The 22,623-nt window shown below is 61.5% G+C and carries 20 protein-coding genes; 6 read left to right on the forward strand and 14 right to left on the reverse strand.

Going from position 1 to position 22,623, the window contains the following annotated elements:
- Positions 1–258: 258 nt before the first annotated feature.
- From SB772_RS27440 to uvrB, 5 genes are all read right to left on the reverse strand, one after another.
- Positions 259–1,665: a 4Fe-4S binding protein gene (locus SB772_RS27440; RefSeq protein WP_410836310.1), complete on the reverse strand. Its 1,407-nt coding sequence runs from the start codon at positions 1,663–1,665 to the stop codon at positions 259–261.
- Positions 1,662–2,507: an FTR1 family protein gene (locus SB772_RS27445; RefSeq protein WP_410836311.1), complete on the reverse strand. Its 846-nt coding sequence runs from the start codon at positions 2,505–2,507 to the stop codon at positions 1,662–1,664. The genes SB772_RS27440 and SB772_RS27445 overlap by 4 nt, the downstream gene beginning before the upstream one ends.
- Positions 2,508–2,568: 61 nt before the next feature.
- Positions 2,569–2,901, reverse strand: a complete 333-nt coding sequence (locus SB772_RS27450) for a cupredoxin domain-containing protein (protein ID WP_410836312.1) — start codon at positions 2,899–2,901, stop codon at positions 2,569–2,571.
- 123 nt (positions 2,902–3,024) lie between these two features.
- Positions 3,025–3,573: an iron transporter gene (locus SB772_RS27455; RefSeq protein WP_410836313.1), complete on the reverse strand. Its 549-nt coding sequence runs from the start codon at positions 3,571–3,573 to the stop codon at positions 3,025–3,027.
- Between the two features lie 341 nt (positions 3,574–3,914).
- A complete protein-coding gene (uvrB, locus tag SB772_RS27460; RefSeq protein ID WP_410836314.1) occupies positions 3,915–6,008 on the reverse strand; it encodes an excinuclease ABC subunit UvrB in 2,094 nt (697 codons plus the stop codon).
- 395 nt (positions 6,009–6,403) lie between these two features.
- On the opposite strand from uvrB, the gene SB772_RS27465 reads away from it, so the two are divergent.
- Positions 6,404–7,603: an amino acid aminotransferase gene (locus SB772_RS27465; protein ID WP_410836315.1), complete on the forward strand. Its 1,200-nt coding sequence runs from the start codon at positions 6,404–6,406 to the stop codon at positions 7,601–7,603.
- Between the two features lie 115 nt (positions 7,604–7,718).
- On the opposite strand, the gene SB772_RS27470 is transcribed toward SB772_RS27465, so the two are convergent.
- Positions 7,719–8,957, reverse strand: a complete 1,239-nt coding sequence (locus tag SB772_RS27470; RefSeq protein ID WP_410836316.1) for a DUF3734 domain-containing protein — start codon at positions 8,955–8,957, stop codon at positions 7,719–7,721.
- A 10-nt stretch (positions 8,958–8,967) separates the two neighbouring features.
- Positions 8,968–9,765 carry a 3-hydroxybutyrate dehydrogenase gene (locus tag SB772_RS27475; protein ID WP_410836317.1) on the reverse strand — a complete coding sequence of 266 codons (798 nt, stop codon included), beginning with the start codon at positions 9,763–9,765 and terminating at the stop codon, positions 8,968–8,970.
- A 222-nt stretch (positions 9,766–9,987) separates the two neighbouring features.
- On the opposite strand from SB772_RS27475, the gene SB772_RS27480 reads away from it, so the two are divergent.
- Positions 9,988–10,959 carry a potassium channel beta subunit family protein gene (locus SB772_RS27480; RefSeq protein WP_410836318.1) on the forward strand — a complete coding sequence of 324 codons (972 nt, stop codon included), beginning with the start codon at positions 9,988–9,990 and terminating at the stop codon, positions 10,957–10,959.
- A 196-nt stretch (positions 10,960–11,155) separates the two neighbouring features.
- Positions 11,156–12,001: a 23S rRNA (adenine(2030)-N(6))-methyltransferase RlmJ gene (locus SB772_RS27485; protein WP_410836335.1), complete on the forward strand. Its 846-nt coding sequence runs from the start codon at positions 11,156–11,158 to the stop codon at positions 11,999–12,001.
- Positions 12,002–12,076: 75 nt separating this feature from the next.
- On the opposite strand, the gene SB772_RS27490 is transcribed toward SB772_RS27485, so the two are convergent.
- The 4 genes from SB772_RS27490 to cueR all read right to left on the reverse strand — a co-directional run bounded on the left by SB772_RS27490 (position 12,077) and on the right by cueR (position 14,821).
- Positions 12,077–13,117, reverse strand: a complete 1,041-nt coding sequence (locus SB772_RS27490) for an ABC transporter substrate-binding protein (RefSeq protein ID WP_410836319.1) — start codon at positions 13,115–13,117, stop codon at positions 12,077–12,079.
- A gap of 258 nt (positions 13,118–13,375) precedes the next feature.
- A complete protein-coding gene (locus SB772_RS27495) occupies positions 13,376–13,726 on the reverse strand; it encodes a hypothetical protein (protein WP_410836320.1) in 351 nt (116 codons plus the stop codon).
- A 231-nt stretch (positions 13,727–13,957) separates the two neighbouring features.
- On the reverse strand, positions 13,958–14,104 hold the full coding sequence (locus SB772_RS27500; RefSeq protein ID WP_074265275.1) for a DUF3563 family protein: 147 nt from the start codon (positions 14,102–14,104) through the stop codon (positions 13,958–13,960).
- Positions 14,105–14,374: 270 nt separating this feature from the next.
- Complete coding sequence (gene cueR, locus SB772_RS27505; protein WP_410836321.1) at positions 14,375–14,821, reverse strand: Cu(I)-responsive transcriptional regulator; 447 nt, start codon at positions 14,819–14,821, stop codon at positions 14,375–14,377.
- Positions 14,822–14,944: 123 nt separating this feature from the next.
- Here cueR and SB772_RS27510 point away from each other — a divergent pair, with 123 nt between their 5' ends.
- Entirely contained in the window at positions 14,945–15,163 is a 219-nt protein-coding gene (locus tag SB772_RS27510; protein ID WP_410836322.1) for a heavy-metal-associated domain-containing protein, read from the forward strand.
- 14 nt (positions 15,164–15,177) lie between these two features.
- On the forward strand, positions 15,178–16,107 hold the full coding sequence (locus SB772_RS27515) for a dTDP-4-dehydrorhamnose reductase family protein (protein ID WP_410836323.1): 930 nt from the start codon (positions 15,178–15,180) through the stop codon (positions 16,105–16,107).
- Positions 16,108–16,142: 35 nt separating this feature from the next.
- On the opposite strand, the gene SB772_RS27520 is transcribed toward SB772_RS27515, so the two are convergent.
- The 3 genes from SB772_RS27520 to imuA are packed head-to-tail and all read right to left on the reverse strand — an operon-like array spanning position 16,143 to position 22,214.
- Positions 16,143–19,697 (reverse strand): error-prone DNA polymerase, encoded by a 3,555-nt coding sequence (locus SB772_RS27520; RefSeq protein WP_410836324.1) that lies wholly within the window; start codon positions 19,695–19,697, stop codon positions 16,143–16,145.
- An 8-nt stretch (positions 19,698–19,705) separates the two neighbouring features.
- Positions 19,706–21,475, reverse strand: a complete 1,770-nt coding sequence (locus tag SB772_RS27525) for a DNA polymerase Y family protein (protein ID WP_410836325.1) — start codon at positions 21,473–21,475, stop codon at positions 19,706–19,708.
- Positions 21,375–22,214 (reverse strand): translesion DNA synthesis-associated protein ImuA, encoded by an 840-nt coding sequence (gene imuA, locus SB772_RS27530; protein WP_410836326.1) that lies wholly within the window; start codon positions 22,212–22,214, stop codon positions 21,375–21,377. The genes SB772_RS27525 and imuA overlap by 101 nt, the downstream gene beginning before the upstream one ends.
- A gap of 156 nt (positions 22,215–22,370) precedes the next feature.
- On the opposite strand from imuA, the gene SB772_RS27535 reads away from it, so the two are divergent.
- Positions 22,371–22,623 (forward strand): hypothetical protein (locus SB772_RS27535; RefSeq protein WP_410836327.1); only part of this gene is annotated, 253 nt, incomplete at its 3' end.

Below are 22,623 nucleotides of genomic sequence, written 5' to 3' on the forward strand. Positions count from 1 at the left end.
GGGACCACCTCCTCGAGAGGTGTTGGGCATTAGCCAGCCACGACGGCTTGCACGTGAGAACTAGACCCCTTCGTGCAGACACCAAGCCAGCCGTCGCAGCCAGCCAGGCCGCTTTTTTGGTTCTCATTTGGGTTCTCAGCCAATGCGGATGCACGAAACGACGTGTGTCGCTGGCGATAGATGTAAAAAAGCCGTGGGATGTTTTCATCTCCACGGCTTTTTCACGGCCCAAACACGACAAGCACTGCGACAGCGCGCTTACTTCGACGCCCAGCCCCAGAACATCAGCCACCACGCGCTATCGACCACGGCCAGCGCCGCGACGAACCACAGCATCGCGAGGCCACGCTGAACGAAGCGCTCGCTATAGCGGCGTGTGACGAGCCAGGCCAGCCACGCGCTCCACAGGTTGGCAATCGCCAGAATGCCGATGCGCAGATCCGATGCCCACCACAACGCCACATGTTCCGCGCGCAGCAGCGACAGCGTAGTGGCCGACAGGCCGAGGAATACTCCCGCGCCGGCAATCGGAATCAACCCTTGCGTCAGATGATGCAGACGCACGAAGTTGAAGCGCCCCAGCATGCGCGTGGCGCCCGTCAGCAGCACCAGCAGCGCCGTGCCGTACACCAGCGCCGTGGCGAGGATATAGCCGATCACCATCGTGCCGTCGAGCCACGAGAACACGTCGTTCTGCTCGGGGTAATGCGTGAACAGGAACCACGGCGCGTTGGTGTCGAGCGGCCACGTGATGTCGTGATCGACCAGCCACGTCGCGAAGAACATCTTCAGGTCGACGAACCAGCGCGAAGCGGTCCAGTGAAATGCGCCGATCGCGATGCCGAGCAGGCCGTAGAGGATCAACGCGGTGTCCCATGCGCTCGCCTGCTTGTCGCCGAGCTCGACCACTTCCGATGAAGACGCGCGCCACGTCAAGGCAATCGCGTCGCGATGCCCGCTGCAACGGCCGCACATATGGCAGTCCGACGCCCCCTTCATATTGCGCAGCGGCACCAGCGGCGCGCAATTGATCGGAATCACCCGGTGCCCGTGCTCACCGTTCTTGTATGAACGGCGCCACGCGTCTTCGTCGACTTTGTAGTGAAACGGCGCGAGGCGCGCCAGCAGCGAAAAAACCCCGTTGACGGGGCACAGATATTTGCACCAGACGCGCTTCTCGCGCCCGTACAGCAAACCGATGATCATCGCCGCGAAGGTCGAGCCGCCGAGCACCAGCAGCACCGCCTTCGGATACTGGTAGACGCTCACCATCTGGCCGTAGATGGTGGTGAGGCCGAACGCGACGAACGGCCAGCCGCCCCAGCGCATCCAGCGCGGAATCGCCCAGCCGCGGCCATATTTGCTGGCGAACTCCGCGAGCGCACCTTCCGGGCACAGCACGCCGCACCATACGCGGCCGAGCATCACCATCGACAGCAGCACGAACGGCCACCAGATGCCCCAGAACACGAACTGCGCTGCAAGCGTCAGGTTGTTCCACAGATGCGCGGTGTCGTCCGGCAGCGGCGTCGCCGCCGGCACCAGAATCAGAAACGCGTACACCGCCACGACCACCCACTGAATGCCGCGAATCAGCCCGCCGTGACGCTGCATCCACTGACCGGCCGCCGCGAGGCGGCCTGGGCGCGTCATGACTGTACTCATGCTGCGCGCCCAGCAGCCTGCTGCACCGGCTTACGGTTCGCGCGACGCACCAGCAGATAGACCACCGTCCAGTACACGGCGTAGGCAATCAGATTCATCAGCGCCGGATGCGCGCGATAACCGGTGAGCGTGGCGATCAGCGAACCGAGCGTACTCGAATCGTCGAGGATGGCCGACGAATTCCACATCTGGCCGACCAGCGTCGGCAGGATTTCCTTGTCGATCAGTTTGTCGACGCCGGTCTGGAACAGGCCCGCACCGAGAAACAGCAGCATGATCTCGGTGACGCGAAAAAAAAGCCGCCACGAGAAGAACTTGCCGCCCAGTTGCAATGCGTAGAAAGTCAGAAGCGCGAGACCGAGGCCGATGAACACTGCAAGCATCTGGCTGCCGTCCACGTGACCCGACTGACCGAAGCCGAGGCCGTACAGGAAGATGACCGTTTCGCTGCCCTCACGCGCAATCGCCAGCGCGACCAGCAATGCGACGCCCCACCAGTTCGAATCGCGCGTGCTCTTTTGCAGCGACTGTTCCATGTCGCGCTTGAGCGAGCGGCCGTGCTGCTTCATCCACAGCACCATCTGCACGATCAGCACGCAGGCGACCAGCACCATGGCGGTCTGGAAATAATCCTGCGCGTCACCGGAAAGCACCTCGGTGAAGCCGACCAACGCCACGCCGAGCGCGACCGCCGCGATCACGCCAGCCGCGACGCCGCCCCACAAATACGGCAAACCACGGCGCGCGTCTTCGTCGCCATTCTTCAACCACGCGTACAGGATGCCGACGACCAGCAACGCCTCGACACTTTCCCGCCATACGATGAACAACACCTGACCCATCTAGCCCTCCGTCTACTACAGTGTCGAACGCCCGATCAACTTGCGCTCGCGGCCCAAGCCCTTATTTCGCGACGATCACGCCCTGCGCCTGCTGGTGAAAATCGTCAAAAAACTTGTACTCGCCCGGATCCAGCGGCGCGATCACGACGAACGATTCCGCCCCCGGCGCCAACACTTTTTCCTTGCGCAACTGAACGCTTTCGAACTCGGCCGCACCCTTGCCGGTGTTGCGTATTTCGATCTTGATGCGCTGCCCGACAGGCACCTCGATACGTGCCGGATTCAGCTTGCCGTCGTTCATTTCCAGCTTGAAGGTCGGCAAATCGGCCGCGTGCGCGGCGCCGGCCAGCGACGCCAGCGTGGCGAGGATCGCGATCTTTCGGTTGATTCTCATTAGCCCTTCCGGAGAACGCGGCGCAACGGGTTGCATCGCCCGGGCGCCGCCTGCTGCATTCATTCACTCAGTCAGGCAGTGGCCACGCGGGAACGCGTGGCAAGCCGTGACGATCCTGGGCGATCAGTAACCGCCCTTCTTGCCGATACCCGCGAACGTGAAGTCGTATTCGAGCGTGATCGGCTTGAACCACGGGCCCACGCCGGTTTCCTTGTCGACGTGACGGCCGAAAGCCATGTGGCCGGTTTGCATCGGTGCTTCGACGACCATCTTCAGGTGATACTTGCCTGGACCTTGCAGCTTGACGTTGTCGCCGTAGTGCGGACCGTCGTTGGCGACCATCGCCATCATGTCGCCCTTCTGGGTCTGATTCGAACCTGCCTTCGTCAATTCGTAGCGCACTTGCAGGTACGGCATCCAGTCGCCTTCGGCGAAACCGGTCGGGTTGTTCTTGACCGCGTGGATGTCGGCCTCGAGGTGGATGTCCGAATCCGACGCTTTGCGCATCATGCCTTCGGGCTCCATCGTGATCGGCTGCAGATATACCGCGCCGATTTCCATGCCGCCCTGAATCTGATGCTTGCCGATCGGGTATTCCGCTGCTGTTGCCGAAAGCGCCGCCACTGCGGCTACCGCTGCGGCGCCACCGCGCACCAATGAAGAAATCCGCATTGAAACTCCTTATTTTTATCTGACTGGAACCGAACCGATTGGAACAGTACGTTGCGTGTGCCTTGATGCAGCGCTCCACCAATCCGCTGGCAGAGGCGACGGCTCATAAGCAAATCGCACATACGAACGTTAATGCGAACCATTCTCAATATTGGTTGAGTTTATCATCGTTCGACAGGGAGAACAAATGCGACAGCACGCAAAGCCTTACGGCTGTGGGGTCTTAAGGCAGGCTTAAGGAGGGGCGCGTGGAGTGATTGGCGGGTGAACGGCCTGTGGAGACGGGACGCGGCACATTGCCGCGCCCGGGTGCGGGACGATTGACTCGAGGCAGGTCGAACTTAGTCGATGCCGGACACATGATCGCCGACGTTGGCGCCGAATACGCGCTGACGCAGCAGCGCCAGCTGGTCGCGGACCTGCGCGGCCTTTTCGAATTCGAGGTTCCTGGCGTGCTCCATCATCTGCTTTTCGAGACGCTTGAGCTCCTTGGCGAGCTGCTTCTCGGACATGTCCTCGAATTTCGCGCGGGTTTGCTGCTCCTTCAGTTCGGCGCGCGCATCGTCGACGTTATACACGCCGTCGATGATGTCCCGAATACGTTTGACCACACCGCGCGGCGTAATGCCGTTCTCGAGATTGAAGGCGATCTGCTTGGCGCGCCGCCGCTCGGTTTCGTCGATTGCGCGGCGCATCGAATCGGTGACTTTGTCGGCGTAGAGAATCGCCTTGCCGTTCACGTTACGCGCGGCCCGGCCGATGGTCTGAATCAGCGAACGCTCGGCGCGCAGGAAGCCTTCCTTGTCCGCGTCGAGAATCGCGACCAGCGACACCTCGGGAATATCGAGCCCCTCGCGCAACAAGTTGATCCCGACCAGCACGTCGAAGGTGCCCAGACGCAGATCGCGGATGATTTCGACCCGCTCGACCGTGTCGATGTCGCTGTGCAGATAGCGCACCTTCACGCCGTGATCGGCCAGAAACTCGGTGAGCTGTTCCGCCATCCGCTTGGTCAGCACCGTAACCAGCACGCGGTCGCCCACCTTGACGCGCTCGTTGATCTCGGCGAGTACATCGTCGACCTGCGTACGTGCCGGACGCACTTCGATTTCCGGATCGACCAGCCCGGTCGGACGCACGAGCTGCTCGGCCACCTGCCCTGCCGTCTTCTTTTCGTAATCGGCCGGCGTGGCCGATACGAACACCACCTGGCGCATCTTGCGCTCGAACTCGTTGAACTTGAGCGGCCGGTTATCGAGTGCCGACGGCAAGCGAAAACCGTAGTCCACCAGATTCTCTTTGCGCGCGCGGTCGCCGTTGTACATGCCGTTCAGCTGGCCGATCAGCACGTGCGATTCGTCGAGCAGCATCAGCGCATCCGACGGCAGGTAGTCGACCAGCGTCGGCGGCGGCTCGCCGGGCGCGGCGCCCGAGAAGTGCCGCGAGTAGTTCTCGATACCCTTGCAGAAACCCAGTTCCTGCAGCATTTCCAGGTCGAAGCGGGTGCGCTGCTCGAGCCGCTGCGCTTCGACCAGCTTGCCTTCGCTATAGAAGAACTCGAGCCGCTCGCGCAGTTCGTCCTTGATGGTTTCGACCGCGCGCACCACGGTGTCGCGCGGCGTCACGTAGTGCGACGACGGGTACACGGTGAAACGCGGAATCTTCTGGCGCACGCGGCCCGTAAGCGGGTCGAACAGCTGCAGCGTCTCGACTTCGTCGTCGAACAGTTCGAGGCGCACCGCCATTTCCGCGTGCTCGGCCGGGAAAATGTCGATCGTGTCGCCGCGCACGCGAAACGAACCACGCTGGAAATCGGCTTCGTTGCGGTTGTACTGCATCGCGATCAGCCGCGCGATGATGTCGCGCTGGCCGAGCTTGTCGCCAGTGCGCAGCGTCAGAATCATCTTGTGATATTCGGACGGGTTGCCGATACCGTAGATCGCCGACACCGTGCCCACGATCACCACGTCGCGCCGCTCCATCAGGCTCTTGGTGGCGGACAGCCGCATCTGCTCGATGTGCTCGTTGATCGACGAATCTTTCTCGATGAACAGGTCGCGCTGCGGCACGTACGCTTCCGGCTGGTAGTAGTCGTAGTACGAGACGAAATACTCGACCGCGTTGCGCGGGAAGAACTCGCGAAACTCCGAATAAAGCTGGGCGGCAAGCGTCTTGTTCGGCGCGAATACGATCGCCGGGCGGCCGAGCCGCGCGATCGTGTTGGCCATCGTGAAGGTTTTGCCGGAGCCAGTCACGCCGAGCAGCGTCTGGAACGACAGGCCGTCCTCGACACCCTCGACAAGCGTGTCGATCGCCGTCGGCTGATCGCCGGCCGGTGGATACGGCTGGTAGAGCTGAAACGGCGAGCCTTCGAACGTGACGAATTTGGATTCATCGAGCGTGTCGTCGACTTCAGTCAGATGGTGTTCGGACATGTGGGCGGCAGCGGGCCTTGGGCAAACAACTATTCTAGCGGTTTGCGGGAAACGCGGGCTCAGCGGGTCTGCGTGGGGTTTCCTGGGGGCTTGCTTGGGGCCCTTTGTGCGAGCGTGCTGGGGCAGCGCTTTGGAAGCGCCGGGCGGCTTGGCTCGGGCTGGTCCCTGGCGGATCCGCCGCGACCGGATCGCGCCGGAGTGCCTGTTTTTCAAGCAAATAATTCGCTCTGGCGGCCTTCTCAGCCCGAAAATGCCCGCGGATTCGCTACAATGCCAAGTCGCGCTCGTTCGCCGCGGTCCGCCGCCGGTCCCGGTCTGCACCTTTTGTCGGATACCTCGGCCAGGCCGCCCGCGCTCGAAGCCGCCCCTCTTTTTACAACTGCTGCCCACCCATCATGTCTCTGTTCTCCGCCGTCGAACTTGCTCCCCGCGACCCGATTCTGGGCCTGAACGAAGCCTTCAACGCCGATGCGCGTGCCACCAAGGTCAACCTTGGCGTTGGCGTGTACTTCAACGAAGAAGGCAAGATTCCGCTCCTGCGCGCCGTGCGCGACGCGGAAAAGGCTCGTGTCGAAGCCGCGCTGCCGCGCGGCTATCTGCCGATCGAAGGCATCGCCGCCTACGACGCCGCTGTGCAGAAGCTGCTGCTCGGCAACGACTCGCCGTTGATCGCCGCTGGCCGCGTGGTGACGGCACAGGCATTGGGTGGCACGGGCGCGCTGAAAATCGGCGCGGACTTCCTGAAGCGCCTGAACCCGAATGCCAAGGTCGCGATCAGCGATCCGAGCTGGGAAAACCACCGTGCGCTGTTCGAAGGCGCCGGCTTCGAAGTCGTCTCGTACCCGTACTACGACGCGCACACCCACGGTGTGAACTTCGAAGGTATGCTGAGCGCGCTGAACAGCTACGCTGCGGGCACGGTTGTCGTGCTGCACGCGTGCTGCCACAACCCGACCGGCGTCGATCTGAGCGTCGAGCAATGGAAGCAGGTGGTCGAAGTCGTCAAGACACGCGATCTGGTGCCGTTCCTCGACATCGCCTATCAGGGTTTCGGCGACGACATCGAATCGGACGCTGCAGCAGTGCGCCTGTTCGCCGCATCGGAACTGAACGTGTTCGTGTCGTCGTCGTTCTCGAAGTCGTTCTCGCTGTACGGCGAGCGCGTCGGCGCGCTGTCGATCATCACGGGCAGCAAGGAAGAATCTGCTCGCGTGCTGTCGCAACTGAAGCGCGTGATCCGCACGAACTACTCGAACCCGCCGACGCACGGCGGCTCGGTCGTCGCAGCCGTGCTCGGCTCAGCCGAACTGCGCGCCACCTGGGAAACGGAACTGGCCGAAATGCGCGACCGTATCCGCGCAATGCGCAACGGTCTGGTCGAGCGCCTGAAGGCAAACGGCGTGGATCGCGATTTCGGCTTCGTCAACGCGCAACGCGGCATGTTCTCGTACTCGGGCCTGACGGCGCCGCAAGTGGACCGCCTGCGTGAAGAATTCGGCATCTATGCTGTCGGCACGGGCCGCATCTGCGTGGCTGCGCTGAACACGCGCAACCTCGACGTGGTGGCAAGCGCGATCGCTCACGTGCTGAAGTAAAGCTTTCCAAAGCGCGTGCGTTTCTTTTTGCGCGCGCTTTGCTGAAACTGGTTGTAGAAACGGCGCCCTTTCGGGCGCCGTTTTCGTTTGCCGCTAACTACCGCCAACTACCGCTTCAGCGGAAATCCCGGTGAATATCGTGCGTGACAAAGCCCGCGTCGTTCTCGGGCATGTCGAGCCAATCGGGCTGCGCAAGCGATTGGCGGATATCCTGCAAGCCGCTTTCCCAGTGTTCACGCATCATCGACAGGCCGAACTGAAAATCCTTGAAGTGCCCTTCGTATTCCTTCTGCCGGTAGATGAGGTGGATCACGTTGTAGCGCTTCGAACACGATAGCTCGTCGGCCAGCTTGCACCACGGATCGTCGCGCTGATCGGCCGGCACGCGATCGAGCACCTCGCGCAACACATGCCGGAAACGCTGCGATCGCTGCAGCATGTCGGTCACGAGACGTGTGCGGCTCGAATACTGAATGTCCTTCACGCGCCCCTGGACGTCGGTGATGTTGTCCGGCACCGGCCCGATCGCGCTCCAGAGATCGACCTGGAAGGCAAGTGTGTCGCTGCGCGGCGTGGTCTGAATCACTTCGTAGAGCGGCGTGTTCGACATCAAGCCGCCGTCCCAGTAATACTGGCCGTCGATTTCAACCGCCGCAAAGCCCGGCGGCAACGCGCCCGACGCCATGAAGTGCTCCGGCCTCAGCTTCGTGTGCGTGTTATCGAAATACGCAAAATTACCGGTGCCGCAATTTACCGCGCCCACCGACACGCGCATTTCGCCGGAATTGATCCGGTCGAAATCGCACAACGCTTCGAGTGTCGCTTTCAGCGGCGCGGTGTCGTAGTAGCTGGCCGTTTGTGGCGGCCCCGACACGGTGGGCAACGGCGGCGGAAAGCGCGGCACGAAAAAGCCCTTCTGCCCTTCCATGATTGCGCCCATTGCCTGCGTCGCGGTGAAGGCTTTGCGCACAGCGTCGCTGGAATTGAAGAGTGCATGCTCAATGAAGGCCGGCAGCGGCAGCCCGAAAGCCGGTTGGCAGATCGTCTCCCAGAATTGCAGCAGCCGTTCGACGCGCTTCTCCGGCGGATTGCCGGCAATGATGGCGGTGTTCAACGCACCGATCGAAATGCCGGCGAGCCAGTTCGGCTCGATGCCGGCTTCGTAAAGCCCCTGAAAAACGCCTGCCTGATAGGCGCCCAGCGCGCCGCCGCCTTGCAGCATCAGCGCGACGGTTTCATAGTCGGGTACACGGAGCAACCGGTCGGGACGGACGGAGGACGCCGGGCCGGCGCCCTCGCCATGCCCATCGCCCGGCGCGCCGACGCGCGCCCGCTTGAGATTGCGTTGCGCCATGGGCGCCTCCTTATTGCATGTACCAGCCGTGGCTCACAATAAAGGACTGGCCGGTCAGCGCCGCAGTCGGGAACGTGGACAGGAACAGCACGGTCTGCGCCACGTCTTCCACCGTGGTAAAGATGCCGTCGACCGTGCCGCCCAGCATCACCCGCTTGACCACGTCTTCTTCGCTGATGCCGAGTTCCTTGGCCTGCTCGGGAATCTGTTTGTCGACCAGCGGCGTGCGCACGAACCCCGGACACACTACATGCGAACGCACGTTGTGCTTCGCGCCTTCCTTCGCCAATACGCGTGACAGACCCAGCAACGCATGCTTGGCCGTCACGTAGGCGGACTTCAGCGGCGACGCTTCGTGTGAATGGACCGAACCCATGTAGACCACGATACCGCCGCGATCGTCCTTGTACATGTGTTTGAGCGCCGCCTTGGTGGTGAGGAACGCGCCGTCCACATGGATCGCCTGCATCTTCTTCCAGTCGGAAAACGAGTAGTTTTCGATCGGATTGACGATCTGAATGCCGGCGTTGGAAATCAGAATATCGACCGAGCCGAACTCGGCAGCGACCTTGTCGATCCCCTGATTGACGGCGTCTTCGTTCGTCACGTCCATCGCGACGCCGATTGCCTTGCCGCCGCCCGCTTTGATTTCTTCAGCGACGGCGTTCGCGCCGTCCTGATTCAGGTCGGCAATCGCGACCGCAGCGCCTGCCGCGGAGAGCGTCAGTGCAATCTGCTTGCCGATGCCGCTCGCGGCGCCAGTAACGACCGCGACCTTGCCATTCAGATTCGTATTCAGTGACGACATTCAGAACCTCCATGCAGTTGATGAGCAATGACACCACGAGCCGCAGGCGGCGTGAAGTCAGCCAAACGGCATAGGCCGTCCGGCCGGATGTTGCACCGCGGCCAACGCTGCTATTGTGCATGAACCGCGTGAACCACATCTGGAAAACGCACATCGGGCCATATCTCTTTAAACTGGACGTTTCAGCGGGATTCCGGCGGCATCACTACGAAGGAGGAATGCATGAATTATCGACGTCTGGGCCGTTCCGGCCTGCAAGTCAGCGAGCTGTCCATCGGCTCATGGGTTACCTACGGCAATCAGGTCGACCATCATGCGGCGCGCGAATCGCTCGCCGCCGCGCGCGATGCGGGCGTCAATTTCTTTGACAACGCCGAGGTGTATGCCGGCGGCCAGTCCGAGGAAATCATGGGTCAGGCGCTCAAGGAACTGGCGTGGCCACGCGTGAGTTATGTGGTGTCGACGAAATTCTTCTGGGGTCTGGAAGAGGTGCCGAACCAGTACCACACGCTGAACCGCAAATATCTGCTGAACGCGATCGACGCGTCGTTACAACGCCTTCAACTCGATTACGTCGATCTGGTGTTCTGTCATCGCCCTGATCCGAACACGCCGGTCGAGGAAACCGTCTGGGCGATGAGCGACATGATCACGCGCGGCAAGGCGTTGTACTGGGGCACGTCCGAATGGAGCGCCGATGAAATCCGCGCCGCCTACGACATTGCCGAGCGGCATCATCTGCACAAACCTGTCATGGAACAGCCGCAGTACAACCTGTTCCACCGCAAGCGCGTCGAGCAGGAATACAAGCGGCTTTACGAAGACATCGGCCTTGGGCTGACGACGTGGAGCCCGCTCGCCTCCGGCCTGCTGACCGGCAAGTACCGCGACGGCGTGCCCGCCGATAGCCGTGCTCAGTTACAAGGCTACGAATGGCTGCGCAAGCAGGTGACCGATGCCGGCAAGAACAACGTAGTCGGCAAGCTCGGCGAAGTGGCCGACGAGCTGGGCTGCACGGTCGGCCAACTGGCGATTGCGTGGATCCTGAAGAATCCGAATGTGAGCACGGTCATCACTGGGGCGTCGCGGGTCGAACAGATCGCTGAGAACATGGCCTCGGCAGAGGTCGTGGAGCGCATCACCCCGGAGATCAAGCAACAGATCGAGGAGATTATCGGCGACGCCTACAACTAAGGCGGCCGCGCGTGCGCCAAGCTGTGAACACGGCCGGTGCAGCATCCGGGCCGTGTCGCGCGGAACGCACTGCAGCCTGCAACGCGGCGTCGCGTACAATACGCGACCGCGCCGCACACCGGTTGTGCCACCGCATTGCATCCGCATCGCCGAATCCGCCCTGGACCGGCACGCCCTCTTTCAGCGTCTCCTCATCATGCTCAGCTACCGCCACGCCTTTCATGCAGGCAACCACGCCGACGTTCTGAAACACGCCGTCGTGTTGCAGCTACTGCGCTACCTCGGCCAGAAGGACAAAGCCTATTGGTATATCGACACGCACGCGGGCGCCGGCGTCTATTCGCTGAAGGAAGGCTACGCGACCAAAACCGGCGAGTTCCAGACCGGTATCGCCAAACTATGGGGCCGTAACGATCTGCCGCCGCTCTTCGCCGATTACGTCGACGAAGTGAGCGCGTTGAATCCGGACGGCCAGTTGCGCTTCTATCCGGGCTCGCCGTATGTCGCGTGGCGGCAGATGCGCGAGCAGGACCGCATGCGTCTGTTCGAACTGCACACCACCGAGATCGACGTGCTGCGTCACAACTTTCGCGACGCAGGCCGGCGAGCCATGCTCTACGCGGGCGACGGCTTTGACGGCATTCTGGCCTTGCTGCCGCCGGCGCCGCGCCGCGCGCTGGTGCTGCTCGATCCATCGTACGAGGACAAGCGCGACTACTCGCGCACATTGCGCTGCGTCGAAGAGAGTCTGAAGCGCTTTCCGACCGGCACATATGCAGTCTGGTATCCGCAGGTGAAGCGCCTCGAATCGCAGCGCTTTCCCGATCAATTGAAGAAGCTGCAGGAGCGCAACTGGCTGCATGTGAGCCTGACCGTCAGCAATCCGCCGACCGACGGTTTCGGCCTGTTCGGCAGCGGCATGTTCATCCTGAATCCGCCGTACACGCTGGCAAAAACGCTGAAAGAGCAACTGCCCTGGTTGGTCGAAGCACTCGGTCAGGACAAGGCGGCGCAGTTCAAGGTCGAATACCGCGGCGATTGATCTTTCTTGCCGGCTGCGCGCATACACCGTCGAAGCGGTACGGCGCGCAGCCTGGCGGTGAGCGGCTTAAGCCGCTTACTTGAGTTGCACCGCGGCCTTGCGAGCGAAGTCGTTGGTAAAGGTTGCGTTCAGGTCGATCTTATTCGGGTCGAGCCGATTGTCGAACGACGACAGCGCGCGCAATGAGGTGGCCGGGCCGTCCGCGGGCATCAGGCCATCCGGGGAATACGCGTCGCGCACGTTGTGAAAAGCTTCCACATAGAGCGCCGAATCGTTGAGCAGATAGGCCGGGGGCACCATCTTCAGCAGGTCGGCGTCGCTTGCGGTCTGCAGCCAATGGTCAGCGCGCACGATCGCGTTGGCGAGCGCCTGCGTCGTCTTCGGATACTTCTGGATGAAGCTCTCCGATGCATAGAGCGTCGCCGCCGGCATCGTTCCGCCGAATATCTCTTGCGTGCCCTTCACCGTGCGCGTGTCGACCAGCACCTTGATCGCGCCGCTGTGCTGCAACTTGGTCATCATCGGATCGACGTTGGACAGCGCGTCGATCTGACCGCCGCTTACCGCGGCCAGTACCGTTGCGCCACTGCCCACACCGATCGCCGAAATCTCGTTGCGCTGTACGCCGGCTTTGCGCAAGGCCACGGTCAGCACCAGATCGGTCGACGAACCCGGCGCGCTTACGCCGACTTTTGCGCCCTTGAAGTCCGCCAGTGTTTTGATCTGATCGGCCTTCGACTTGACCACCGCAACGACGATCTGCGGCGCGCGCCCCATCAGCGCGAATGCTCGATAGTGCTGCCCCTTCGCCTGCATGAACAGCGTGTGCTCGAATGCGCCGGCGCCCACGTCGGCGCTGCCGCCCACAACCGCTTCCAGGGCCTTTGATCCGCCCGCGAAATCTTCGAGCGTGACGTCGAGCCCTTCGTCCTTGAAGTATCCCAACTGCTGCGCCGCGAGCACCGGCAAATAGTAAAGACCCGGTAAACCACCGACGGCCATTGTCAGGGTGGGCTTTTCCGGTGTGTCTTTGGCGAGCGCAACGGCGGGTAGCGCAACCAGCGCAACCAGCGTGGCGCAGCTGCCGGCGGCACGCCGCATCCAGTGAATAGGCATTTCGATGTCTCCTTGTTCTGTTTTCGTTCGATGCGGTGGCGCAGCGCAATGCGCATGCCCCATATCGTTGGCGTAAGGCCGTGCAACGATTGTCGTCGGAGGGTTTCACTCACGCCATGCGCCGAAACCCGAATGGCCCAATGCCGTGCGCGTGGCCCGAAGACGCGCGTCAACACACGGCGGCGCCACGCAGGGGCCGCCGTTCGAAACGTCAACGAATCGCAGAGGAACTGCTGAGGACTATCGCGCGGAAGACGCCTATTGCGGACGTAGCACCGGACGAGGCTGCAGTTGTGGCTGTGGCTGCGGGAGGCCACCGCTGCCGGGCAACTGGATGTAAGGCGCGACAATGATCGGGTTCGACGAATTCGGCGCCAGTTCGGTGGGCGCCGCCATTGGCTGAGCCTCGACGATCCGCGCCCGCGAGAGCGGTGCGGTTTGCAGCACGGTGCCGCTCTGGCCATCGCTAATGCCGCTCTGCGTGTCGAGGATCAACGGCTTGCCGGTATTGCTCGACGCGGCGACGCTCGCCGGTACCGCGAAAACCGTTGTCAGCGATGCGGCGACGGTGGCCGCCAGTATCGATTGGAGCGAGCGGACAGGAAGCATGGGCGGACCGGATAGGTTTTGGGAATGCCGGATTGCGCAAAAAACACTTTACGTTACCGCGGTGGCAACCTTCAGGCTAGTCGATATTGGCCCGTAGGCGGTTTTCGAGCATAGATTGCCTGCAGTTCGAGGAGTCCAGATGTGACAAAGCCCCGTCTATACGGGGCTCAACACTGTACTGCCATGGCCGCGCGACGCGCGCTGCCGGATCACACTTGATGCTCGTGCTGATTACAGCGAGTAGCCGTTGGTTTCGAGCGAGCGGATGCGCTGCTCAAGCTGAACGATATCCGACGACGACGCCAGGTAGGCTTCACGACGGCTACGTTCTGCGGTTTCAAACCAGGTGCTCAGCTTTTCAAGAAGGTATGCAAACATGATGTTCTCCAAGGATCAGATTGAATCCCCGGTGAGTTGTGCATCAGGGATTTCCCGCAAAAGGGTTAACCCTGATTATAGTCCTATGGTGCAACCTAGCTAGTGAAATGCCCGCATGACGTGCATTCCGTTTTGGAATGGTGCACGCGATTGGGGCATCTAAGTTTTTGATTTCATGAGATGTCTGGCGAGTTTTTCGTGACAGGCGAGTTTTTCTCGCACCAAAATAGCACATTATTGGTGCATGTGCGTGACAGGTTGCAACAAATGTCACGTTCGGGTTGCACCACCGCCATCAAATCGGATGACAACCCTTTCCGACTCCAGATCCGTATCCGCCAGCCGCTCGATAATCGGGCAGTCCGGACGCTCGTCACCGTGGCAATGATCGGCCAGATGCGCCAACGTGTCGCGCATGTCCGTGAGTTCGGCGATGCGGCGATCCAGATCCGCAACGTGTTCAAGTGCAATCGCCTTGACTTCGGCACTGGCGCGCGACCGATCGTGCCACAGCGCCAGCAGCCGGCGAATGTCTTCGACCAGAAAACCGAGCCGGCGCGCCTGCCGGATGAAGCGCAGCGAGTGAACCTCCTGCGGTCCGTAGACGCGATAGCCCGCGCTCGTACGCGCTTTGGCTGCCAGCAAGCCGACACTCTCGTAGTAGCGAATCATTTTCGCCGTGACGCCCGACGCGCGGGCCGCTTCACCGATGTTCATGACTGTTTCCCCAGTATGTGCGTCGATCGTACACCTTCCCATGATGGGAAGGTCAGTCACTCAAGTGCGTATCGGCGGGCATAATTCAACCATTGCAACATTCATTTTTTCGAGGCAATCCAGATGACGATCGAATTCCAGGTAGAAGGCATGAGCTGTCAGCATTGTGTGGCAGCAGTCACCCAGGCGATCCGTGAACACGACGGCGCCGCGCAGGTGCAGGTCGACCTGGCATCCGGCCGCGTGGTGGTCGAATCGGCACAGCCGGCCGAAACGCTGAAGGCCGCCATCGACGAGGCCGGTTATACGGTCACGGACGTGATCAGCGGCGCGGCCCGATAAGGCGGGTTCCTGTTATGTTCAAAGTTGCAGTCATTGGTGCTTCCGGCTTGCTTGGCCGCGCGCTCGTCGATGAATTGACGCAACAAACTGGCTTGCAAGTGATCGCAACGGCGTTCAGCCGGCCTGGGTCCAACACGGTCGCGCTCGATATTCGCGACGCGCAGGCGGTCGAGCAGTTTGTCGAGCAAGAAGCGCCGGATGCGCTCGTGATTGCCGCGGCGGAGCGTCGCCCGGATGTGTGCGAGCACGATCCGGTGCTCGCCCGTGCGCTCAACGTCGATGCCGTGCGCATCTTGGCAGCGGCGGCAAAACGGCGCGGCGCATGGACGCTGTCGATCTCCACCGATTATGTGTTCGACGGCACTCGGCCGCCCTATCGACATGATGCCGAGCCGGCCCCCCTCAATGCCTATGGGCACAGCAAGCTCGACGGCGAGCGCGCGCTGACGGAGACGACCGATCTCGGCTGCGTACTGCGTTTGCCGCTGCTGTACGGGCCGATAGTCAATTGGGCGGAATCGGCGGTAACGAGTCTCGTGCCGGCGATTGCCGCGTCGGCTTCGCTCAACGGCAAGGTTGCCGTCATGGATGCCTGGGCGATTCGTTATCCGACCTTCACGCCGGACGTCGCGTTCGTGATCCGGCAAATGCTCGAACGGCATGAGCGCGGCGAAGCGCTTCGCGGCATCGTGCAATGGTCGGGCGACGAGCCAATGACCAAGTACGAGATCGCCTTGCGTCTAGCCGAAGCGCTGCAACTCGACGCGCAACTGACGCCGCAGCACACGCCAACCGACGCGACCCCGCGTCCGCATAACTGCCACCTCGCCTCGAGCCGGCTCGAGGCGCTTGGCATTGGCCGCCGCACACCGTTCGACACCGCGATCCGGCAAGTGCTGACCCGGTTCCCATGGCGAGGCGATGCAGGTAATAAGCCGGGCTGACATCTGGCAGCGATGGCAGCCGCGGCGAGCTGGCATCAATGAAAATCACGGCTTGCCGTGGCCAGTTCGCCGAGCAATTCGCTGTGATCTTCGAGACGATGCGCAACGAGATGAATCACCTCGCCTTGGTGTTTCTGTTTCGCCTTGCCTGCTTTATTGACGGTCACCACGTTGCCGGCGCCGTCGCCGCCGGTAGCGACGCCGTCGTCACGCTGCAAGACGCCATACACCGCCAGCAACGATGAACCCAGCAACACTTTGCGCTGCTTTTCCACCAGCGACGGCCAGACGATCACATTGATCGAGCCGGTCTCGTCTTCGAGGGAAACGAACACGGTGCCGTTTGCTGTGCCCGGCCGCTGCCGTACGGTGACGATGCCGCATGCGCGCGCCAGCGTGCCGTGCTGACACGCAACGAGTTCCGCCGCCGTGCGAAAACGCTGTTTGGCAAGATGCGCACGCAATAGCGCGACCGGATGGCGATTGAGCGTAAGGCCAAGGCTCGCGTAGTCGTCGACAATCTCGCGGCTTTCGGCTGCCTGCGGCAACGCCAGCGGCGCTTCGGCGATCGGCGCATCGCGCAGCAGCCTGGGCACCGCGTGCTGCGCGGTCACCGCCCACCACGCTTCGCGTCGATGGCCCGCAATGCCGACCAGTGCGTTCGCCGCGGCGAGCGCTTCGAGATCGCGCCGCGTCAATGCCGCGCGGCGTGCCAGATCGTCGACGTCGGCAAACTGCGCCTCGCTGCGAGCCGCCGTGATGCGTTCCGCGGCCACCTGCGAAAGGCCTTTGATCAGATGCATGCCGATGCGCACCGCCGGGCCGCCCCTGCCGTACGTGCCCGACGGCTGAAATACACGTGCGGTCAGACGTTTCGCCGCGCGCTGGACGGTCTGGCTCACCGCGAAGCGCCGCAGCGCCAGATCGCGCAATTGCTGCGCCGATAGTACGGCCTGCTGACGATGCAAACAGGTTTCGTTCGATGAAATCCGCTGCCCTTCATAACCGTTTCTTTCGAAGGTCGATTCCCAGTCGCTCAACGTCACGTCGGGCGGCAATACTTTGACGCCGTGACGCTTCGCATCCTGCACGAGTTGCGACGGCGAATAAAAACCCAGCGGCTGACTGTTCAGCAGGCCCGCCAGAAAAGCGGCCGGCTCATAACGCTTCAGCCACGCGCTGAGATAGACGAGCAATGCGAAGCTCGCCGCATGGCTCTCAGGAAAACCATATTCGCCGAAGCCTTCGATCTGTTTGCAGATGCGGGTGATGAACTCGAGTTCATAACCCCGCTTGAGCATGCGCGCGGTCAGATCCTGCTGGTACTTCGCCAGGTTGCCGGTGCGCCGCCACGCGGCCATCGCGCGCCGTAACTGGTCGGCTTGCTCACCGGTGTATTCCGCCGCAACCATCGCGAGGTGCATCACCTGCTCCTGGAAAATCGGTACGCCGAGCGTGCGCTGGAGCACCGGCCGCAATTCATCCTTTGCATAGTCCTCCGCCTCGAGACCTTGCTTGCGACGCAGATACGGATGCACCATGCCGCCCTGAATCGGCCCGGGCCGCACGATCGCGACTTCGATCACGAGATCGTAGTATTCGGCCGGTTTCAGCCGCGGCAACATGCTTTGCTGCGCACGCGATTCGATCTGAAAAACGCCGATCGTATCGGCATGGCCGCACATCTCATAGACGGCCCGGTCCTCGCGCGGAATATCCTGCACTCTGAATTTCGGAAAGCCGCGCCGCAAAGCGACGAACTCCAGCGCGCGCCGGATTGCCGACAACATGCCTAGCGCCAGCACGTCGACTTTCAGCAGCTTGAGCGCATCGATATCGTCCTTGTCCCACTCGATTACGCTGCGGTCTTTCATCGTCGCGTTCTCGATCGGCACGAGCCGCGACAGCTTGTCTTTCGCGATCACAAAGCCGCCGACGTGTTGCGACAGATGACGCGGAAAATTGCGCAACTCTTTAGTCAGGCGAATCAGATTCTGCGTGATATGCGAGTTGGCATCGAAGCCCGCTTCCGCCAGATATTTGGCGACCGCATCCGTGCCGTCCCACCATTGCTGCGATTTACTGATCCGCTCGATCAACGACGCTTCGAGCCCCAACGCCTTGCCGACGTCTTTCAGCGCGCTGCGCGTGTGATATGTGATCAGCGATGCAGTCAGCGCCGCGCGATGGCGGCCGTACTTCCCGTAGATATACTGAATCACCTCTTCCCGGCGCTGATGCTCGAAATCGACGTCGATATCGGGCGGTTCGTTGCGCGCGCGCGAGATGAACCGTTCGATCAGCATGTTCATGCGCGCCGGATCGATTTCCGTGACATGCAGGCAATAACATATGATCGAATTCGCCGCCGAACCTCGCCCCTGACACAGTATGCTTCTGGAGCGCGCGAAGCTCACGATATCGTGCACCGTCAGGAAATATTTTTCGTATTTCAACTCGGCGATCAGCCTCAGTTCTTTCTCGATCTGATCGATTCGTTTGAGATCCATGCCGTCTGGCCAGCGCTCCATCGCGCCGGCCATCACCAGCTTGCGCAGATAGCTCGATGGCGACTCACCAGCGGGAACCAGTTCCTCCGGATACTCGTACTTGAGTTCATCGAGCGAGAAGCGGCATAGGACTGCGATACGCAGTGTTTCTTCGAGTGTATCGCGCGGATACAGTTTGCCGAGCCGCACTCGCGTGCGTATATGCCGCTCGGCATTCGCCTCGAGCGCGTGGCCGCAGGTCGATAGTGGCGTGACCAGACCGATCGCGGTCATGGTGTCCTGCAGCGGTTTGCGCGAACGCACATGCATCAGGACGCCGCCTGCAGCAACCAGAGGCAAGCCGCTGGCCTTTGAAATCATCCGCAATGCGTCGATCTGAAGATCGTCGCTGCCGGTTTGCCAGAGTTCGAGCGCGATCCATGAACGTTGCGATGCGAATGAGGCAAGCCAATGTGCGCAGCGCAGTGTGTGCGCAAGCGTCGCCGTGCGCTGCGGCACGAGGATCAGAACGCAATCGGGTAACGCCTTGAGATGTTCGAGATGCGGTAGCGAATCGGTGAAGTCGGACGGGCCGAGGCGATAGCTGCCTTTGTCCGCACGCGAGCGGGCTAGCGTGATCAGTTCGGAAAGGTTGCCGTAGCCGTTGCGGTTGGTTGCTAGCGCAACTAGTGTGCAGAACGGTTCGCCTTGAGCATCGGTCAGGTTGAGCTCGCTGCCGATGATCAGGTGAGGAATCGGATTGGGTGTGTCTTCTTCGGCTTCTACTGGTTCTTCGGCTTCATCTGAAGACGTTCCTGCTTGTGCGGCTTTTGCTTTGTCTTCGCGCTCTTTTTGCTGACGATCCCGCTCCTGTTTGATTTCTCTCACCGCCGTGTGCGCGCGTACGACGCCCGCCAGCGAGCATTCGTCGGTGATCGCGAGCGCGCGGTAGCCGCACGACATCGCCTGTTCGACCAGTTCGTGCGGGTGCGAAGCGCCACGCAGAAAGGAGAAATTGGTCAGGCAATGCAATTCCGCATAAGCGGGCAAGTGGGCCGCAAGCGCCTGCTCCGATGAGGATGGAAACCGGGACATTGCCATGATGATGCTCAGCCGAACAAACCCTGCAAATACCACTCGCCGCTAATACGTTCGCGGTACACCCAGAACATATGGCCGCGATCGTCGGCCGCGACGTAATAATCCCGCTCGACACGGTTGCCGTCCCACCACCCTGCTTCAATCCGCTCGGTACGCGTGAGCATTTTCAGCGGCCGACGATAAATCGGCCGCTGCTCGCGCATCATCAACCGCAGTGGTTTGTCGAGCATCCAGACAGGGCGAGGTTGTGACGGCAACGCGCTGTCGGGCAGATCGAGCGAGGCCTGTGCATCGCCCGGTTGCGTCGCGAACGTGCGGCTGCTTTTATCGCCCGTCATTTCATCTGGCCATCGCGCGATGTGCGGCGATCGTGTTGCCGCATCGCCATCTGCGTGAACTTCTTCAGATGCCGCATGTTGCAACTCATCCGTCAGCCAGGTTTTATCCGCTTTGATCTTCACCCTGGCTTTGGCGGGCGAACGCTTCTTGCGTGAAAACGCCTGTGCCTGGTACGGCTCGACACGCGTTGCCTGCTCGGGCCGATGATCATCCTGCACCGACATCTGCAGCACGTTCTCCGGCCCCAATCGTGCGCTCAAGCGTTCGAGCAGACGCGCGATCGAATCGCCGTCTGTTTCAGGCATCGGAAACAAGGTGTCCGATTGCCCAGCATACTCGCCAATCTGATCGGCGATCAGCTTCAACTCGATCACCGGCGCCACCAGTACAGTCTGATTCAATTTTTCGCGCAACAGCCAGATCAGATGCTCGGCATCGCGCGACGGTACGGCCCACGCGACCTTCAGACTCGACGTCTTCGGCGCATGACGAGACGCCAGTTCATGCTCGAGCAATAGCGTGTAGCCACTGAGCGCCGCATGATGCGCGCTCAGCCATCCGGCCAGTTGCACGATCAGCCGACGCGCGGCAAACAACAGTGCGTCGGCGTTATCGACCCGCGACGGCAACTCCAGTTGCGCATGAAACGACGCCGGCGCACGAAACGATTCGCGTGGATCCGGGCGCGTGCCATACGCTTGCGCCAGCAGATCCAGAATGCCGCTGCCGAAACGCCGCACGACGCCCGCCCGTGGCAACTGACGCAAATCGGCCAACGTAGCGCAGCCGATCTGCGAGAACGCATCGCGATGCGCCTGTGCGACCGGCAGCAACGACACGGATAAACGGTCGAGGACACGCGCAAGCGAAGTCTCCTTCACGATATGCCAACGATGTCCCTGCCGATTGGCGCGCGCTTGCGCCAACAGCCATGCGCCCCACGCGGTCGGCGCACAAGCGATGCGCGTCGTATAGCCGAATTCAGCCGCCGTGGCGGATACTCTCGACAACAACACTCGCAAGCCGCCGAATAATCTCAAACCAGAGCCCACTTCCAGCAGCAACGTGTGTGCGTGGGCGAGCGACACTTTCGGTGTGTACATCAGCAATGCAAGCGCCATCGCTTCGAATGCCTGAGTTTCACGGGTGGTATCTGAGGCAAGCATTTTGAGATCTGGTGCCAACGCCAATGCGTACGAGCGCGAATGACCGGCATGCACACCGGCACGCAATGCGTCGAAATCGGGCAACAGAATGTGTGCGTGATCGGCCAGCGCATAGCAATGCCCACCGCCGACATCTTCGCCGGCGGGAAGTTGGCTTGCGTCGTCGCCCGGCTCAGGCCGATTCGACCTGGCGGGCAAACCATCCGGAAGCGGCATGAGAGGCTTCACTGCTTCCAGCGACAAGAGTGGCAATGTGACTGCGATCCATAACATGATTGATCTCTCGTCCTTGATTGCTACTGCCCCGGTTCTCCGGCAATACGACGCCTTGTAACGGCAAAATGAGACGCAGAGGCTCTACTAGCGGCGGGCCGCGACGCTTGAAGATATCGATCGAGATGCCGATCTCCTGCAACCATTGACGACGGTTGATCGTCTGAGCATTGGCCGGCAAGAGTGGCTCGCAGATCATCCGCAATGGCGCCGGTGAAGATTGCGTAGCGGCTTCAACGGGGCGGATCAAAAATGCCAGCGATGCCGACTCCTGAGCTGCCACTTGCAGACGCCGAACCTTATCGGCGCGCGCATTCGGTAGCCACACCAGTACCGCGCCGATGCCATCCTGTTTCAATGCTTGAGCGGCGGCCCATAGAGACTGGTCCTCACCCGAGCGCACCCATAAGACTCGCCCGACGTCGACACCCCAAGCCTTCAGTGCTGCGGCACATGGCTGATAAGGCGGCGCTACGAGCATGACGTGCCGATCGGCTTGCGTCGTAAGATGCCGAAGCGTATGAGCGAGCAGGCGCACCTCGCCCACTCCGCCATGTTCGATCAGTAGCTCCGTCAGGCCGCCGGCCGACCAGCCTTGTCCCGGCAGCAGTTGATCCAGCGCGGCGTAGCCGCTGGAAATTACTCGCGAGTCCGCCCCGGCAAGCTCATTGCCCTGCCACACCTGACGCCGCAATTGCGGCGTCAGCGCGGTCGTCGCAAGCTGAATTGCGGCTGCCATAGACACGCTCTTTCAATGGGTAATGCTCCGCCCCACCCGACATCGGGCAAGCATCAGGCGGCAAGTTTTCACTGTACATTTATACAGTATTTTGAGAAGGATGTTAAGACAGAACGACGCTCTGCGGTGTGTGCAGAGGGAGATTTAGGGTGGGCGATGAAGCTCACGCTGCTTGTCGTTTGCGAGCTTTATGCGGCGCAGCGATTGCTGTTTTTGGAGCCGCGGCTACGCATGGGGAAAGCCAGATTTGGCTGCTGCGGAGGGGCTCGGGGATGCTATACCACGGTGCATGCACACGGTGATGGGCGGCTTTTTTTGCACTGCGGTTTTATCGCCGTAAACGCAGAAACCCCACCTTTGTGGGGTGGGGTTTCTGGTGCTGCTGGGGAGCCTGACGATTACCTACTTT

The sequence above is a fragment of the Paraburkholderia sp. SIMBA_030 genome, assembly GCF_046535245.1.
Lineage (GTDB): Bacteria > Pseudomonadota > Gammaproteobacteria > Burkholderiales > Burkholderiaceae > Paraburkholderia.